Genomic DNA, 16115 nt, shown 5'->3' with positions numbered 1-16115 from the left:
GGTGACCGACGACAACGCAGCTGGGGGCACCCCCAGGCGCAGCTCTGGGGGAGTGCGTGCCAGGGCACGCGAGCCCGGCAAGATCGGCCGGACAGGACCTAGATGACCGGTACGGCCTCGTGTCGTACCAGCCGGACGCGGTCGCCGGACCCCACGACGGCGACCGCGGCCCGGTAGCCCTCCCCGGCGTCGACGTCCTCGAGCCGCACCGCGAGGTGCGGCTCGGGGCGTTCGTGCCACTCCAGCAGCTCGGCGGGCAGGCCGGGCGCGGACACCGTCAGCGTCGCCGGCTCGACCATCAGACCGTCGCCGGTGGCCTTCAGCACGGCCTCCTTGCGGGCCCAGTAGCGCGTGAAGGCACGCGCCCGCCCCGCCTCCGGAACCAGGGCCAGCTCACGCTGCTCGGCCGCGGAGAGCGCGTCGGCCAGCAGGTCCTGCCAGGGCACGATCTCCTCCAGGTCCACCCCGACCGGACCGGCCGTCGTCAGCGCGACCATCACCCGGCTGCCCGAGTGCGACAGCGAGAGCTCCAGTGGGGTACCGGGGAGGGTCGGCTTGCCGTGCGGTCCCTTGTCGTCCGGCCCGTCGCAGTGCTTGCAGACGGGTACGACGACCACGTCGCGCGGGGCGATCGAGAGCTGGGCGGCGACGACCCTGCGGGCCAGGACGTGGGCAGTCAGATACAGCGCCCGGGACTCGTCGTGGCGGAAGCCCGTGCACCGCGCCCGCTCGTTCTCGTCGAGCAGGTCCAGCAGCTCCATCAGCTCCGGCGCCCAGTGCGCCTCGGCGGACCAGACGTGGCACTCCCCCGGTCCCACCAGCGCGGGATCGTCGGTCACGCGACGTCGCCCCTCCCCCGGAGCTTCGCCTGGGGGGACCCCATCCAGCGACACGCCTCTTTCATGCCACATTGACTCGCTGCCCGGGAGGCGCCGCCTCCAGCCATGCGAGAAAGCCGGTGAGAGCGTCCTCGCTCATCGCCAGCTCCAGGCGGGTCCCCTTGTGCTGACAGCCGAGCACGATCGAGTCCGAGAGGAGCGCCAGCTCCTCCTCGCCCTCGGGCATCCGCCGCGCGATCACCTCGATCGCGGCGCGCTCCAGCGTCCGGCGCGGGCGGGGCGCGTACGAGAAGACCCGGAACCATTCGATCCGGTCACCGCTGTAGCGTGCGACGCCGTACACCCAGCCCTTACCGGAGTGATCGCTCTCCTCCGGTACGTTCCAGCGCAGGCTGCAGTCGAACGTGCCGCCCGAGCGCTGGATCAGCCGGCGGCGCAGGCCGAAGACGAAGAGCCCGATCACCACCAGTGCGACGACCAGACAGCTCACAAGCAGAGCGAGGAACATCTCCACCGACCTCCTCGCTTCGTCCCGTAGCGGAAAACCCTCTGCGCCTGCATATGCAGATTCACCTGCATCGCCTCAGCCGCGACCCGGTCTGGAGAAGTCCAGCTCGGGCCGCGGCTGAGGGTGGTCCATCGGCGGGGTGCGCTCAGCGCACCGCCACCGCGCGCAGCCGGACATCGGCGCGCCGCTCGGCGGCGGCGTCCGACTCCGTCTGTGCGCGCTCCAGCGCACGCTCGGCGCGCTGCTGGTCGATCTCGTCCGCCAGCTCGGCGATTTCCGCCAGCAGTGACAGCTTGTTGTCGGCGAACGAGATGAAGCCGCCGTGCACAGCGGCAACGACCGTTCCCTCGCTCGTACGGATGGTCACCGGGCCCGACTCCAGCACACCGAGCAGCGGCTGGTGACCGGGCATGACGCCGATGTCGCCGGACGTGGTGCGCGCGACGACCAGGGTGGCCTCGCCGGACCAGACCTGGCGGTCGGCGGCGACCAGCTCGACGTGCAGCTCAGCAGCCAAGGGTGGCTCCTCGGGTCACCACCCGGCGGTCATGCCGGGTGTTGGGTCATAAGTCTAGTAGGGGTCCGGGCGCTCAAACGCACGGGCCCGCCCCGTGCCTCTCGGCCGGGGGTCCGGGGGTTGTCCCCCGAGGGGTACAGCGGGGTCCGCGCGCGCGAACGCACGGGCCTGTCCCGGGGGCCCGGGACGGGCGTGAGAAGGGGGGCGGGAGCGAACCCGCCCCCCTTCACGAGTCACGGGACTCAGGAGACGCCGAGCTCCTTGGCGTTGGCCTTGAGGTCCTCCAGGCCACCGCACATGAAGAACGCCTGCTCGGGGAAGTGGTCGTACTCACCGTCGCAGATCGCGTTGAACGCGGCGATCGACTCGTCGAGCGGCACGTCCGAACCGTCCACGCCGGTGAACTGCTTGGCGACGTGGGTGTTCTGCGACAGGAAGCGCTCCACGCGACGGGCACGGTGGACAACGAGCTTGTCCTCCTCGCCCAGCTCGTCGATACCGAGAATCGCGATGATGTCCTGGAGGTCCTTGTACTTCTGCAGGATTCCCTTGACGCGCGTGGCGGCGTCGTAGTGGTCCTGCGCGATGTAGCGCGGGTCCAGGATCCGGGACGTGGAGTCCAGCGGGTCCACGGCCGGGTAGATGCCCTTCTCGGAGATCGGACGGGAGAGAACCGTCGTCGCGTCGAGGTGGGCGAAGGTGGTGGCCGGGGCCGGGTCGGTCAGGTCGTCCGCGGGGACGTAGATCGCCTGCATCGACGTGATCGAGTGACCACGCGTCGAGGTGATGCGCTCCTGCAGCAGACCCATCTCGTCGGCCAGGTTCGGCTGGTAACCCACCGCGGACGGCATACGGCCGAGCAGGGTGGACACCTCGGAGCCGGCCTGGGTGTACCGGAAGATGTTGTCGATGAAGAAGAGCACGTCCTGCTTCTGCACATCGCGGAAGTACTCCGCCATGGTCAGACCGGCCAGGGCGACGCGCAGACGCGTTCCCGGGGGCTCGTCCATCTGGCCGAAGACAAGCGCCGTCTTGTCGATGACGCCGGAGTCCGACATCTCCTCGATGAGGTCGTTGCCCTCACGGGTACGCTCACCGACGCCCGCGAACACCGACACACCGTCGTGGTTGTTGGCGACGCGGTAGATCATTTCCTGGATCAGAACGGTCTTGCCGACACCGGCACCACCGAACAGACCGATCTTTCCACCCTTGACGTACGGGGTGAGAAGGTCGATGACCTTGACGCCGGTCTCGAACATCTCGGTCTTGGACTCGAGCTGGTCGAAGGTCGGGGCCTTGCGGTGGATCGCCCAGCGCTCGCCGATGTTGGCGTTCTCCTCGGGCTTGTTCAGCACCTCACCGAGGGTGTTGAACACCTTGCCCTTGGTGAAGTCGCCGACCGGGACGGTGATGCCGTCACCCGTGTCGGTCACCGGGGCCTGGCGGACCAGACCGTCGGTGGGCTGCATGGAGATGGCGCGGACCAGGCCCTCACCGAGGTGCTGCGCGACCTCGAGGGTCAGCGTCTTGAGCGCGCCCTCCTCGGCCGGGTCGGCGACCTGGACGGTCAGCGCGTTGTAGATCTCCGGCATCGCGTCGACGGGGAACTCCACGTCGACGACCGGGCCGATGACCCGGGCGACGCGGCCCGTGGCAACGGCCGTCTCAACTGTCGTCGTCATTACTTGTCACTCCCCGCGGTCGCGTCGGCCAGGGCGCTGGCGCCACCGACGATCTCGCTGATTTCCTGGGTGATTTCGGCCTGGCGGGCCGCGTTGGCAAGCCTGGAGAGGCTCTTGATGAGCTCACCGGCGTTATCGGTCGCCGACTTCATCGCGCGGCGGGTGGCGGCGTGCTTGGAGGCAGCGGCCTGAAGCAGCGCGTTGTAGATCCGGCTCTCGACGTAGCGCGGCAGCAGGGCGTCGAGGACGTCCTCGGCCGACGGCTCGAAGTCGAACAGCGGAAGGATCTCGCCCTTCTTCTCCGACTCCTCCACAGCCTTCTCCAGCTTGAGCGGCAGCAGCCGGCTCTGCACGGGAGTCTGCGTGAGCATCGAGATGAACTCGGTGAAGACGATGTGGAGCTCGTCCACGCCGCCCTCGGCGGTGTCCTTCTCGATCGCCGCGATCAGCGGGGCCGCGACAGCCTTGGCGTCCGCGTACGTCGGGTTGTCGGTGAAGCCCGTCCACGACTCCGTGACCTTGCGCTCACGGAAGTTGTAGTACGACACACCCTTACGGCCGACGATGTACGCATCGACCTCCTTGCCCTCGCCCTGGAGGCGCTGAGTGAGCTCCTCCGCCGCCTTGAGAGCGTTCGAGGAGTAGCCACCGGCCAGACCGCGGTCGCTCGTGATGAGCAGGATCGCGGCGCGGACCGGGGTCTCCACCTCGGTGGTCAGGGCGTGCTGGGTGTTCGAGCCGGTGGCCACCGCGGTCACCGCACGGGTGAGCTCGGTCGCGTACGGCGTCGACGCCGCCACCTGGCGCTGCGCCTTGACGATGCGCGAGGCGGCGATCATCTCCATCGCCTTGGTGATCTTCTTGGTCGCGGTGACGGATTTGATGCGACGCTTGTAGACCCGGAGCTGGGCTCCCATGAGTCAGGTCCCTTCCGTCGTCACTTGGCGGTGCTGACCGGCGCGTCTTCGCCCAGAAGCTTGCCGTCCGAGGTCTCGAACTGCCGCTTGAAGCCGGAGATCGCGTCGGCGACGGACTGGATCGTGTCGTCCGACATCTTCGCGCCCTCGGCGATGCTGGTCAGGAGGTCCTTGCGCTCACGGCGCAGGTACTCCAGCAGCTCGGCCTCGAAGCGGCGGATGTCGTTGACCGGGACGTCGTCCATCTTGCCGGTGGTGCCGGCCCAGATGGAGACGACCTGCTCCTCGACGGGCATCGGCTGGTACTGGCCCTGCTTCAGCAGCTCGACCATGCGCTTGCCGCGCTCCATCTGCGCCTTGGAGGCCGCGTCCAGGTCGGAACCGAAGGCGGCGAACGCCTCCAGCTCGCGGTACTGGGCGAGGTCCACACGCAGACGGCCGGAGACCTGCCGCATGGCCTTGTGCTGGGCGGAGCCACCGACACGGGAGACCGAGATACCGACGTTCAGGGCCGGACGCTGGCCGGCGTTGAACAGGTCGGACTCCAGGAAGCACTGGCCGTCGGTGATGGAGATGACGTTGGTCGGGATGAACGCCGACACGTCGTTCGCCTTGGTCTCGACGATCGGGAGACCCGTCATCGAACCGGCGCCCATGTCGTCGGAGAGCTTGGCGCAGCGCTCCAGCAGACGCGAGTGCAGGTAGAAGACGTCACCCGGGTAGGCCTCACGGCCCGGCGGGCGGCGCAGCAGCAGGGAGACGGCGCGGTAGGCGTCGGCCTGCTTCGAGAGGTCGTCGAAGATGATGAGGACGTGCTTGCCGTCGTACATCCAGTGCTGGCCGATGGCCGAACCGGTGTACGGCGCCAGGTACTTGAAGCCGGCCGGGTCGGACGCCGGGGCGGCGACGATCGTCGTGTACTCGAGCGCTCCGGCCTCCTCCAGCGCGCCACGCACGGACGCGATGGTGGAGCCCTTCTGGCCGATGGCGACGTAGATGCAGCGGACCTGCTTCTTCGGGTCGCCGGTGCGCCAGTTGTCGCGCTGGTTGATGATCGTGTCGACGGCCAGGGCGGTCTTGCCGGTCTGACGGTCACCAATGATCAGCTGACGCTGGCCACGGCCGATCGGCACCATCGCGTCGACGGCCTTGTAGCCGGTCTGCATGGGCTCGTGCACGGACTTACGGGCCATGACGCCCGGGGCCTGCAGCTCGAGGGCACGGCGGCCCTCGGTCGCGATCTCGCCGAGGCCGTCGATCGGGTTGCCGAGGGGGTCGACAACGCGGCCGAGGTAGCCCTCGCCGACACCGACGGAGAGGACCTCACCGGTGCGCTGCACCGGCTGACCCTCCTCGATACCGCTGAACTCGCCGAGAACGATCGCACCGATCTCGCGCTCCTCGAGGTTGAGGGCGAGACCGAGGGTTCCGTCCTCGAACTTCAGCAGCTCGTTCGCCATGGCCGAGGGCAGACCCTCGACCTTCGCGATGCCGTCGCCGGCCAGGCTGACCGTACCGACCTCCTCGCGCGAGGCCGCGTCCGGCTTGTACGACTGGACAAAGTTCTCCAGCGCGTCCCGGATCTCGTCCGGCCGGATCGTGAGCTCCGCCATCTGGGTTCCCTGCTCTCCTTGTTGGGCCCGAAGTTTCTTTGGGGGTCTGGGGGCGACCCCCAGGAATCTTCTGCAATCTCTGCACGGCCCAACACGGGCCGTTGGTCATGCGTCTTGTGTTGGTGGCTGGTCAGCCGGACACGCGCCGAGCGGCCTCTTCGAGGCGCTCCGCGATGGTCCCGTCGATGACCTCGTCGCCGACGCGCACCGTGATCCCGCCGAGGACCTCGGGGTCCACGTCCAGGTTCAGGTGCATCTCGCGGCCGTACAGCTTCGCCAGTACGGCTCCGAGGCGCCGCTTCTGCTGGTCACTGAGCGGCACCGCCGAGGTCACGACGGCAACCGTGCGGTTCCGGCGCGCTGCGGCGAGCTTGGACAGGGACTCGAGTCCCGCCTCCAGGCTACGTCCCCGAGGCGCGGTCACGAGACGGACCACGAGACGCTCGGTGACGGGGTTGACCTTGCCGCCGAGCAGGCTGCGCAGCAGCTCGCCCTTGGCGGAGGCCGCCGCGGCGCGGTCCGTCAGCGCGGACCGCAGTTCGGCGTTGGAGACGACGATCCGGCCGAACCGGAACAGCTCGTCCTCGACATCGTCGAGCCCGCCGGCCTGCTGGGCCGCGGTGAGGTCGGCGGTGGCCGCCAGCTCCTCGAGCGCGTCCACCAGGTCGCGCGACTGCGACCAGCGGGAACGGACCATGCCGGAGACCAGGTCGACGGTCTCGCCGCCCACCTGACCGCTCAGCAGTCGCGTGGCAAGCTCGGCCTTGGCCTCGCCTGCCTGCGCCGGGTCGGTCAGGACCCGACGCAGCGACACCTCGCGGTCGAGCAGCGCGGTGACGGCGGCCAGCTCCTCGGCGAGCTTCGCCGCGTCGACCGAGGTGTTGTCGGTCAGCGCGTCGAGACGCTCGCGTGCGGCAGCCAGTGCCTCGCGGCTCGCTCCGTTCATCGCGCGGCCTCGGCCTTCTCCTCGAGCTCATCGAGGAAGCGGTCGATCGTGCGGCTCTGGCGGGCGTGGTCCTCGAGGGACTCACCGACCAGCTTGCCGGCCAGGTCGGTGGCAAGCTTGCCGATGTCCTGGCGCAGCGCCTGCGCGGCGGCCTTGCGGTCGGCCTCGATCTGGGCGTGGCCGGCGGCGACGATCTCCTCGCGCTGCCGCTGACCCTCCGCGCGCAGCTCTTCCTTGAGCGCGGTGCCCTGCTCCAGCGCCTCCTGGCGCAGACGCGCAGCCTCGTGGCGGGCCTCGGCGAGCTGAGCCTTGTACTGCTCAAGCACGCTCTGGGCCTCGATCTGGGCCGATTCGGCCTTCTCGATGCCGCCCTCAATGGCCTCGCGACGCTGCTCCAGAACCTTGTTGATGTTCGGGAGGAGCTTCTTGGCGAGGAAGCCGAAGACGATGACGAAGGCGATCAGGCCGATGACGAGCTCGTCGAGATGCGGGACGAGAGGATTCTGAGCTTCCTCCGCCGCAAGCTGGAGAGCGTTCACATCAGTGCCTTCCGTGAAAGGGGTATGGGCCGTCAGTCCGTCTTAGGCGGACGGGTAGACGAAGCCCATGACGATGCCGATGAGGGCGAGCGCCTCACAGAAGGCGAAACCCATGATCTGGTTGGTGCGGATCAGGCCGGCCGCCTCGGGCTGACGGGCGAGGGCCTGGGTGCCGTTACCGAAGATGATGCCGACGCCGACGCCGGGGCCGATGGCGGCAAGGCCGTAACCGATGGAGGCGACGTTGCCGGTGACAGCGGCGAGAGTGGACATGCCGGTTCTTCCTTCTCTTTCAAGGACCCGGTGGGGGTTGGCCACCGGAGGTGTGGATGGAGGTGGGACGGGAAAGCGCGGCTCAGTGGTGCTCGGCGAGCGCGCCCTGCACGTAGCTGCAGGCCAGGAGGACGAAGACGTACGCCTGGACGGCCTGGATGAAGAGCTCGAAGGCGGTCATGACGACGACCATCACGAACGACGTGCCGGCGTAGATGACGCCGATGCCGTTGAGCAGGTACCAGGTGGCCAGGGAGAACATCACGATCAGCAGGTGACCGGCGAACATGTTCGCGAACAGTCGGACCGCGTGCGTGAAGGGCCGGATGATCAGGTTCGAGAAGAACTCGAGGACGACGATCAGCGGCAGGATCGGGCCGAGCGACTTGTCGTAGCCGGTGATGTTCTTCCAGCCACCGACGAAGCCGTGCTTCTTGAAGGTGAGGCTGACCCACATGACGTACACGATCAGCGCGAGACCGGCCGGGAAGGCGATCAGCGAGGTGACCGGGAACTGGGCGAGCGGGATGATCGACCAGAGGTTCATCATCCACACGAAGAAGAACAGCGAGACCATGAACGGCACGTACTTCTCGCCGTCCTTCTTACCGATGATCTCGTAGACAATGCCGCGGCGCACGAAGTCGTAACCGGCCTCGCCGACCATCTGGAGCTTGCCCGGGACCAGCTTGGGCTTGCTGAAGGCGGCCCAGAAGAACCAGACGACCACGACGGAGCCCAGCAGCGCGAGCAGCATCGGCTTGGTGAACTCGAAGCCGCCCCAGGTGGCGATGGGCTCGTAGAGGAAGGTGTGCAGGCCCGGAGCCGGGAAGCCGCATCCGGTGAAGATGTGACAGCTCGGGTCGAAGGCAAGCGTCTGGTCAGCACTCACCGCGGGCTCCTTCAGCGTGGCGCATAGGTACGGCAACCTCGTTGTGTCGGCGCGGCGCGCAGCCGCGGGTCGGCACTGGACTGGTGGTCTTACGGATAAGGGGGCGGCGGTTCGGCGTCGAGCCTCGCGCTGGGACAGGCGTCAGCTCGGACACCCGCGCCCGCAGTGCCGCAGTTGGCACCGGACGATAGCAGGATCGCGAACGGGCATTTATCCCGGCCCTACCTCTCATGAGGAAGACCCCGTCTTCTCGGGCTTTTCGCCCTTCGAGGACTCGGGGTCTACGTAGAGGATCTTTGCCTTCATGTAGGCACGGGCCTGCGCGGCGACCCAGACAATGGTCGTCGCGAGGATGGTGAAGGCGAACGCCTTCGGGTTGAACAGGGTCGTGTCCTTGAACACGGCCAGGAAGATGAAAAGCAGCAGCAGCTGTGCCGTGTAGAGCATCAGCCCCATGGCCTGGAACAGCTGCGGGAAGTTCTTCGCCGTGCGCTGCAGCACCACCATGCCGATTCCCATGAAGAGAACGACCAGCGCGGTGCCGACGACCGCCCCGACCGCCCCCTTGCCACCGGCGACCACTCCGCTGACGACGGCGGCGATAGCGCCGGCGGCAGCGGTGGGTACGGCGGCCTGAAGGAGGGTGCGGGCGTCGTTGGACGGCATGGCGGCAGCTCCGCTTACGTGGTGGGGGCAAGTGGTGTCGTCATGGACGAGCGTAGATCCGGTTCGAGGTGGGTCTCGTGGCCAATAGACCGTCGCACTACGGTCTTTCGGCTCTGTCTCCGGCTCTCGTGAACCGTATCACAAACTATTTGAATAGGTCTTTACCCAGAGGTGTGCCAACTCTCACACATGAGAGTGACCCTGCGCGTGTGTGCAGGACTCCAAGCCGCTTTGTCTGGTATTGGGCCGGATTACGCCAAGAATGTGGCGCCCGTCAACCGCGCGTACCGGCCTTACGCCGCTCCGGGAAGCGGGAACGGGCCCCGATGGCGGTCGCCCCGTTGACGCCCGCCGGAACCTGAACGCGCTCCTCCGGCACTTCACCCTCATACGTGACCGCCGACGGCACGGTCTCCACCCGCTTGCGGCGCCGGTAGCGGGGCGGCACGAAGGCCTCCGCCCAGCGCGGGGCGCGCGGGGTGAAACGGGGCAGCAGGAGCAGCACAAGGCCGATCGCGCTCAGCGCCACGATCCCGAGCACGATCCACATCGACGCCGAATGCACCGAATACGCGACGACACCGAAGGCGATCAACGCCGACCAGAAATACATGATCAGCACCGCGCGGCTGTGCGAATGTCCGATCTCCAGCAGCCGGTGGTGCAGGTGGCCGCGGTCGGCGGCGAACGGCGACTTTCCGTTCCACGTACGGCGCACGATCGCCAGCAGCAGGTCGGCGACCGGGATCGCGATGATCGTCAGCGGCAGCAGGAGCGGGATGAAGACCGGCAGCGCCGCGTGCGTGGCCTCGCGGGTGCCGCCCTCGAAGAGCTTCAGCGCGTCCGGGTCGACCTGGCCGGTCACCGAGATGGCGGACGCGGCCAGTACCAGGCCGATCAGCATCGAGCCGGAGTCACCCATGAAGATCCGCGCCGGGTGCATGTTGTGCGGGAGGAAGCCCAGGCACATGCCCATGAGGATGGCGGCGAAGAGGGTGGCGGGGGCGGCGGCCTCGATCGTGTAGCCGTACCAGATGCGGTACGCGTACAGGAAGAACGCGGCGGCGGCGATGCAGACCATGCCTGCGGCCAGACCGTCCAGACCGTCGACGAAGTTCACCGCGTTGATGGTGATCACGACCAGGGCGACGGTGAGCAGCGTGCCCTGCCACTGAGTGAGGGCGACCGTGCCGATACCGGGGATCGGCAGCCACAGGATCGTCAGACCCTGCACCACCATCACGCCCGCGGCGATCATCTGCGCACCCAGCTTGATCAGCGCGTCGATCTCGAACTTGTCGTCCAGGACACCGATCAGCCAGATCAGCGCGGCGCCGGAGAGCAGGGCCCGTGGCTCGTTGGAGCGCTCGAAGACGCTGTTGAGATTGGTGAGGTGGTCGGCGACGAGGAGCCCCGCGCACAGCCCGAAGAACATGGCGATGCCACCGAGCCGTGGTGTCGGTTCTCGGTGTACGTCGCGGGCACGGATCTCCGGCATCGCTCCGGTCACGATGGCGAACTTCCGCACCGGACCGGTCAGCAGATAGGTCACCGCGGCCGTGACACAGAGCGTCAGCAGGTAATCACGCACGGGCTGCCCCACAGGAATCGCTGGCCATCTCAGCCCCACACCCTAGCTTCGTTGACCACATGCTTGAGGACATACGGACGGCCGGAACGGTTCCCGAGCCCTCCCGTCGAGCCGTATCAACCCTTAATACGGGCGAAATCTCTCCGACAGTTCCCGTACTTCCCGGCGAACGCGGTGTGTCTCGTCACCCTCCGCGCGCAGCGCGGCGGTGAACAGCGCGGCGATCCGGGCCATCTCCGGCTCGCCCATGCCCTGGGTGGTGAGGGCCGCGGTGCCGAGCCGGATGCCGCGTCCGTCGCCGTACGGCAGCGCGCAGGTGTCCAGCACCATGCCCGCCGCGGCGAGCCGGCCGCGGGCCGTGCGGCCGTCCACGCCGAGGGGTGCGGGGTCCGCGGTGATGAGGTGGGTGTCCGTACCGCCGGTGGTGATCGCGAAGTCCTCCGCGGCCAGCCCCTCGGCGAGGACCTTGGCGTTGGCGACGACCCGATGCGCGTACGCCGCGAAGGCGGGGGTGGCCGCCTCGCCGAACGCGACCGCCTTGGCGGCGATGGTGTGCATCTGGGCGCCGCCCTGCGTGAACGGGAACACCGCCCGGTCGATGCGCTCCGCCAGATGGCTGCCGCACAGGACCATGCCGCCGCGCGGGCCGCGCAGCACCTTGTGCGTCGTCGCGCAGACGACGTCGGCGTACGGGAGCGGGCTCGGGGCCGCTCCCCCGGCGATCAGTCCCATCGGGTGAGCGGCGTCGGCGATCAGATACGCCCCCACCTCGTCGGCGATCTCGCGGAACGCCTCGTAGTCGGGGTGACGGGGGTACGAGATCGAGCCACAGACGATCGCCTTCGGGCGGTGCTCGCGGGCGAGCCTGCGCACCTGGTCGTAGTCGAGGAGACCGGTCTCGGCGTCGACGCCGTAGGGGACGAACTCGAACCAGCGCCCCGAGAAGTTGGCCGGGGAGCCGTGCGTGAGATGCCCGCCGAACGCGAGCCCCATCGCGAGGACGGTGTCCCCCGGGCGCAGCAGCGCCGCGTACGCCGCGAGCACGGCGGACGAGCCGGAATGCGGCTGCACATTGGCGTGCTCGGCGCCGAAGAGCGCCGTCGCCCGCTCGATGGCGATCCGCTCGGCGGCGTCGACCAGCTCGCAGCCGCCGTGGTGGCGGGCGCCGGGGTAGCCCTCGGCGTACTTGTTGGCGAGCGGGGAGCCGAGGGCGGCGAGGACGGCGGGTGAGGTGAAGTTCTCCGCGGCGATGAGCTGGAGGCTGTCCGCCTGCCGGTTCGTCTCGCCGAGGATCACCTCGGCGATCTCCGGATCCTGCCGGCGCAGCGCGTCGAAGTCGGCGGGGGCGGTGGTGACGGGGGCGGTGGCAGTGGCGGTGGCTGCGGTCCTGACCGGCATGGCGGGCTCCCGGCCTCGGGTGGTTTTCGGCCACTCCAATGTAGGCCGGGGGGCGGGGGCGTGCCTGGCGTACGGGGCAAGTGGGGGCGCCTGCGGCGGGCTTCTCTCCCCTACCCGCCCCTTCCCGCAGTGTCGATGTGCGCCTCCGCCGCGTGGGGGGCAAGCCCCCGGACCCCCGTACGGCCTCCGGCCGTGTCCTCAAACTCCCCCTATGCCCTGGCGGGCGTGGGGGGACCCCCAGACGGACTGGGTTTCCCAGCCCCGCCGGCGCTGGAGGCGCGGGGGTCCGGGGGCAGAGCCCCCGCAAACGGGGGCTGGGCGCAGCCCTTCAGCTTCGGCGGGCCGAGACACCCGTCAGGGCCGTGACCACCGGGTCCAGGGCCTGGTTGATCTCGTCGCCGATCGAGCGGAAGAAGGTGATCGGCGCACCGTACGGGTCGTACACCTCGTCCGCCTCCGCGCTCGGCGCCAGCAGCCATCCCCGCAGCGCCGCGGCCGCCCGCACCAGCGCGCGGGCGCGCTCGACCACGCCGTCGTCGTACGCGTCCGGCAGCGTCGCCGGGTCTATCGCGCGGACGAGGCGCGTGAACTCCTTCAGCGTGAACGTGCGCAGGCCCGCGGAGTGGCCCATGGAGATGACCTGTGCCCGGTGATCGCGGGTCGCGGTCAGCACCAGGTCCGCGCGGATGACGTGCTCGTCCAGCAGCTCCCGGCCGACGAAGCCGCTCGGATCCGCGCCGAAGTCCGTGAGGACGGTCTCGGCGTTGGCCTCCATCGGGGCCCCCTCGTGGCCCCACGTGCCCGCGCTCTCCACGATCAGCCCGCCGGTCAGGGGATCCCCGAGGCGGTGGCTGAGGGCATGGCGGGTCAGCCGCTCGGTGATCGGCGAGCGGCAGACGTTGCCGGTGCTGACGTGGAGGATGCGGAAAGTACTCTCCGTGCCTATGCCACGCCCCTCAGGGGCGGTCAATTGGCCACCTCGAGGTCGGGTACGACCTTCCGGAGCTCCTCCGGGGAGAGCGCGCCCTCACGCAGCAGGACGGGGACCTTGCCCGTCACGTCGACGATCGAGGAGGGCACGATGCCCGGCGTCGGCCCGCCGTCGAGGTACACGGAGACGGAGTCCCCGAGCATCTCCTGCGCGGCGTCGCAGTCCTCGGGCGCCGGGTGCCCGGTGAGGTTCGCGGAGGAGACCGCCATGGGGCCGACGTCCGTCAGCAGCTCGATGGCGACCGGGTGCAGCGGCATCCGGATCGCGACGGTCCCGCGCGTGTCGCCGAGGTCCCACTGGAGCGACGGCTGGTGCTTCGCGACGAGCGTCAGCGCGCCCGGCCAGAACGCGTCGACGAGCTCCCAGGCCTGCTCGGAGAAGTCGGTGACGAGCCCATGGAGGGTGTTCGGCGAGCCGATGAGGACCGGGGTGGGCATGTTGCGGCCGCGCCCCTTGGCCTCCAGCAGGTCGGACACGGCCTCCGAGCTGAACGCGTCCGCCCCGATTCCGTACACGGTGTCGGTGGGCAGCACGACCAGCTCGCCGCGACGGACGGCGGATGCGGCTTCGCGCAGACCGGTGGTGCGATCCGTCGCGTCGTTGCAGTCGTATCGCCGTGCCATTACATGGCCTCCTCGTACAGATACACGTACACGTGCGTCGTCATGGCATTGCCTTGCGGGCGGTCGCGAACCGCGGCCGGTTGTTCAGGTCGGGGTGGTCGGCGGCGTCCGCCCAGCCGGCCTCCTCGTTGAAGATCCACGGGACCTGGCCGCCCTGCGTGTCCGCGTGCTCGACGACGACGAGGCCGCCGGGCCGCAGCAGCCGGTGTGCGGTGCGTTCGATCCCGCGGATGGTGTCGAGGCCGTCCTCGCCGGAGAACAGGGCCATCTGCGGGTCGTGGTCGCGGGCCTCGGGGGCGACGTACTCCCACTCGGTGAGCGGGATGTACGGCGGGTTGGAGATGACCAGGTCGACCTGGCCGTCGAGCTCCGGGAGGGCGGTCAGCGCGTCGCCCTGGTGGACGGTGACCCTGGACCCCTCGGCGTTCTTCCGGGTCCAGCCGATCGCGTCGTCGGACAGCTCCACGGCGTGCACGCGCGAGCGCGGCACCTCCTGCGCGATGGCCAGCGCGATGGCCCCGGAGCCGCTGCACAGGTCGACGACGAGCGGTTCGACGACGTCCATGGCCCTTACGGCGTCTATGGCCCAGCCGACGACCGACTCGGTCTCGGGGCGGGGCACGAAGACGCCGGGGCCGACCTGGAGCTCCAGATAGCGGAAGAACGCGCGCCCGGTGATGTGCTGGAGCGGCTCGCGGGCCTCGCGGCGGGCGACGGCCTCCCAGTAGCGGGCGTCGAAGTCGGCGTCCTTGACCAGGTGCAGCTCTCCGCGCTTGACGCCGTGGACGAACGCGGCGAGCTCCTCCGCGTCGAAGCGCGGCGAGGGTACGCCGGCGTCGGCCAGCCGCTGGGTGGCCTGAGCCACCTCGGCAAGCAGCAAGGAGCGGGGGTACGGGGGTCGTCCCCCGGGGAGCGACTGCACGCTGGTCCTCCGGGCTGAGCAGGGTCGTTGACTGCGTCTTACGCCGCGGCGAGCTTCGCGGCGGAGTCGGCGTCGACGCAGGCCTGGATCACGGGATCCAGTTCACCGTCGAGCACCTGGTCCAAGTTGTACGCCTTGAAGCCCACCCGGTGGTCGGAGATGCGGTTTTCCGGGAAGTTGTACGTACGAATCTTCTCGGAGCGGTCCACGGTACGGACCTGGCTGCGGCGGGCGTCCGCGGCCTCCCGCTCGGCCTCCTCCTGTGCCGCGGCGAGCAGCCTGGAGCGCAGGATACGCATGGCCTGCTCCTTGTTCTGGAGCTGGCTCTTCTCGTTCTGGCAGGAGGCGACGACACCGGTCGGGACGTGCGTGATGCGCACCGCGGAGTCGGTGGTGTTGACGGACTGGCCGCCGGGGCCCGACGAGCGGTACACGTCGATCCGCAGATCGTTCATGTTGATCTCGACGTCGACCTCCTCGGCCTCCGGGGTCACGAGGACACCGGCGGCGGAGGTGTGGATGCGGCCCTGGGACTCGGTGGCCGGCACCCGCTGGACGCGGTGCACGCCGCCCTCGTACTTCAGCCGCGCCCAGACGCCCTGGCCGGGCTCGGTCGCGCCGTTGCCGCCCTTGGTCTTCACCGCGACCTGGACGTCCTTGTAGCCGCCCAGCTCGGACTCGGTGGTGTCGATGATCTCGGTCTTCCAGCCGACGCGCTCGGCGTAGCGCAGATACATCCGCAGCAGATCACCGGCGAACAGGGCCGACTCGTCGCCGCCCGCGCCCGCCTTGATCTCCAGGATGACGTCCTTGTCGTCGCTCGGGTCGCGCGGGACGAGCAGGAGGCGGAGCTTTTCGGTGAGCTCCTCCCGCTGCTTCTCCAGCACCTTGACCTCGGCCGCGAAGTCCGGGTCGTCGGCGGCGAACTCGCGGGCCGTCTCAATGTCGTCCCCGGTCTGCTTCCAGGAGCGGTACGTGCCGACGATCGGGGTCAGCTCGGCGTACCGCTTGTTGAGCTTGCGCGCGTTCGCCTGGTCGGCGTGGACCGAAGGGTCGGCGAGCTGCTTCTCGAGATCGGCGTGCTCGCCGATCAGTTCCTCGACCGCTTCGAACATCGGGGGCTCCTGGGTTTCGTGACGCTGGGGTGGCTGCTTCGGGGAGAGAAGGAGAGAGAGCAAAGCGCCGGTCCCGGCCG

17 protein-coding genes are annotated in these 16115 nt (G+C 69.1%); all 17 read right to left on the bottom strand.

Annotation, left to right across the window (positions count from 1 at the left end; genetic code table 11):
- Nucleotides 1-98: 98 nt before the first annotated feature.
- The 17 genes from ABT342_RS28155 to prfA all read right to left on the bottom strand — a co-directional run bounded on the left by ABT342_RS28155 (nt 99) and on the right by prfA (nt 16035).
- Nucleotides 99-839: a 4'-phosphopantetheinyl transferase family protein gene (locus ABT342_RS28155; RefSeq protein WP_351579736.1), complete on the bottom strand. Its 741-nt coding sequence runs from the start codon at nt 837-839 to the stop codon at nt 99-101.
- Between the two features lie 61 nt (nt 840-900).
- Nucleotides 901-1347: a DUF2550 domain-containing protein gene (locus tag ABT342_RS28150; RefSeq protein WP_351579733.1), complete on the bottom strand. Its 447-nt coding sequence runs from the start codon at nt 1345-1347 to the stop codon at nt 901-903.
- A 145-nt stretch (nt 1348-1492) separates the two neighbouring features.
- Nucleotides 1493-1864 (bottom strand): F0F1 ATP synthase subunit epsilon, encoded by a 372-nt coding sequence (locus tag ABT342_RS28145; protein WP_351579730.1) that lies wholly within the window; start codon nt 1862-1864, stop codon nt 1493-1495.
- A 242-nt stretch (nt 1865-2106) separates the two neighbouring features.
- Nucleotides 2107-3549, bottom strand: a complete 1443-nt coding sequence (gene atpD, locus ABT342_RS28140) for a F0F1 ATP synthase subunit beta (protein WP_351579727.1) — start codon at nt 3547-3549, stop codon at nt 2107-2109.
- Nucleotides 3549-4466: a F0F1 ATP synthase subunit gamma gene (locus tag ABT342_RS28135; protein WP_351579724.1), complete on the bottom strand. Its 918-nt coding sequence runs from the start codon at nt 4464-4466 to the stop codon at nt 3549-3551. The genes atpD and ABT342_RS28135 overlap by 1 nt, the downstream gene beginning before the upstream one ends.
- Before the next feature lie 20 nt (nt 4467-4486).
- Nucleotides 4487-6079, bottom strand: a complete 1593-nt coding sequence (gene atpA / locus ABT342_RS28130) for a F0F1 ATP synthase subunit alpha (protein WP_351579721.1) — start codon at nt 6077-6079, stop codon at nt 4487-4489.
- Between the two features lie 130 nt (nt 6080-6209).
- The gene (locus ABT342_RS28125; protein WP_351579718.1) at nt 6210-7025 is read right to left on the bottom strand and encodes a F0F1 ATP synthase subunit delta; all 816 of its coding nucleotides are present in this window, start codon (nt 7023-7025) and stop codon (nt 6210-6212) included.
- A complete protein-coding gene (locus ABT342_RS28120) occupies nt 7022-7564 on the bottom strand; it encodes a F0F1 ATP synthase subunit B (protein ID WP_351579715.1) in 543 nt (180 codons plus the stop codon). Before ABT342_RS28120 ends, ABT342_RS28125 begins: the two co-directional genes overlap by 4 nt.
- Nucleotides 7565-7606: 42 nt before the next feature.
- The gene (gene atpE, locus ABT342_RS28115; RefSeq protein WP_351579712.1) at nt 7607-7837 is read right to left on the bottom strand and encodes an ATP synthase F0 subunit C; all 231 of its coding nucleotides are present in this window, start codon (nt 7835-7837) and stop codon (nt 7607-7609) included.
- 82 nt (nt 7838-7919) lie between these two features.
- Nucleotides 7920-8729, bottom strand: coding sequence for a F0F1 ATP synthase subunit A (gene atpB / locus ABT342_RS28110; RefSeq protein ID WP_351579709.1), 810 nt, complete (start codon nt 8727-8729; stop codon nt 7920-7922).
- A 228-nt stretch (nt 8730-8957) separates the two neighbouring features.
- Entirely contained in the window at nt 8958-9395 is a 438-nt protein-coding gene (locus ABT342_RS28105; protein ID WP_351579706.1) for a Cg1360 family ATP-synthase-associated protein, read from the bottom strand.
- 274 nt (nt 9396-9669) lie between these two features.
- Entirely contained in the window at nt 9670-10986 is a 1317-nt protein-coding gene (locus tag ABT342_RS28100) for an MraY family glycosyltransferase (protein WP_351579703.1), read from the bottom strand.
- A gap of 123 nt (nt 10987-11109) precedes the next feature.
- Entirely contained in the window at nt 11110-12384 is a 1275-nt protein-coding gene (glyA, locus tag ABT342_RS28095) for a serine hydroxymethyltransferase (protein ID WP_351579701.1), read from the bottom strand.
- Between the two features lie 328 nt (nt 12385-12712).
- On the bottom strand, nt 12713-13354 hold the full coding sequence (locus ABT342_RS28090; RefSeq protein ID WP_351579699.1) for an arsenate reductase/protein-tyrosine-phosphatase family protein: 642 nt from the start codon (nt 13352-13354) through the stop codon (nt 12713-12715).
- Nucleotides 13351-13998: an L-threonylcarbamoyladenylate synthase gene (locus ABT342_RS28085; RefSeq protein WP_351579696.1), complete on the bottom strand. Its 648-nt coding sequence runs from the start codon at nt 13996-13998 to the stop codon at nt 13351-13353. Before ABT342_RS28085 ends, ABT342_RS28090 begins: the two co-directional genes overlap by 4 nt.
- Nucleotides 13999-14038: 40 nt before the next feature.
- Entirely contained in the window at nt 14039-14920 is an 882-nt protein-coding gene (prmC, locus tag ABT342_RS28080; RefSeq protein ID WP_351579693.1) for a peptide chain release factor N(5)-glutamine methyltransferase, read from the bottom strand.
- A gap of 38 nt (nt 14921-14958) precedes the next feature.
- On the bottom strand, nt 14959-16035 hold the full coding sequence (prfA, locus tag ABT342_RS28075; protein WP_351579690.1) for a peptide chain release factor 1: 1077 nt from the start codon (nt 16033-16035) through the stop codon (nt 14959-14961).
- Between the last annotated feature and the right edge of the window lie 80 nt (nt 16036-16115).

It is taken from the genome of Streptomyces sp. NPDC000410 (assembly GCF_040300305.1).
In the GTDB taxonomy this organism is placed as follows: Bacteria; Actinomycetota; Actinomycetes; order Streptomycetales; family Streptomycetaceae; genus Streptomyces.
This window is presented reverse-complemented; position numbering and strand designations above follow the sequence as displayed.

Bases quoted from the DNA above. Each gene is read 5' to 3' on its own strand.
- ABT342_RS28150 (WP_351579733.1), bottom strand. From the start codon at position 1,347: ATGTTCCTCGCTCTGCTTGTGAGCTGTCTGGTCGTCGCACTGGTGGTG.
- atpD (WP_351579727.1), bottom strand. From the start codon at position 3,549: ATGACGACGACAGTTGAGACGGCCGTTGCCACGGGCCGCGTCGCCCGG.
- ABT342_RS28135 (WP_351579724.1), bottom strand. From the start codon at position 4,466: ATGGGAGCCCAGCTCCGGGTCTACAAGCGTCGCATCAAATCCGTCACC.
- atpA (WP_351579721.1), bottom strand. From the start codon at position 6,079: ATGGCGGAGCTCACGATCCGGCCGGACGAGATCCGGGACGCGCTGGAG.
- ABT342_RS28125 (WP_351579718.1), bottom strand. From the start codon at position 7,025: ATGAACGGAGCGAGCCGCGAGGCACTGGCTGCCGCACGCGAGCGTCTC.
- atpE (WP_351579712.1), bottom strand. From the start codon at position 7,837: ATGTCCACTCTCGCCGCTGTCACCGGCAACGTCGCCTCCATCGGTTAC.
- ABT342_RS28105 (WP_351579706.1), bottom strand. From the start codon at position 9,395: ATGCCGTCCAACGACGCCCGCACCCTCCTTCAGGCCGCCGTACCCACC.
- glyA (WP_351579701.1), bottom strand. From the start codon at position 12,384: ATGCCGGTCAGGACCGCAGCCACCGCCACTGCCACCGCCCCCGTCACC.
- ABT342_RS28085 (WP_351579696.1), bottom strand. From the start codon at position 13,998: ATGGCACGGCGATACGACTGCAACGACGCGACGGATCGCACCACCGGT.
- prfA (WP_351579690.1), bottom strand. From the start codon at position 16,035: ATGTTCGAAGCGGTCGAGGAACTGATCGGCGAGCACGCCGATCTCGAG.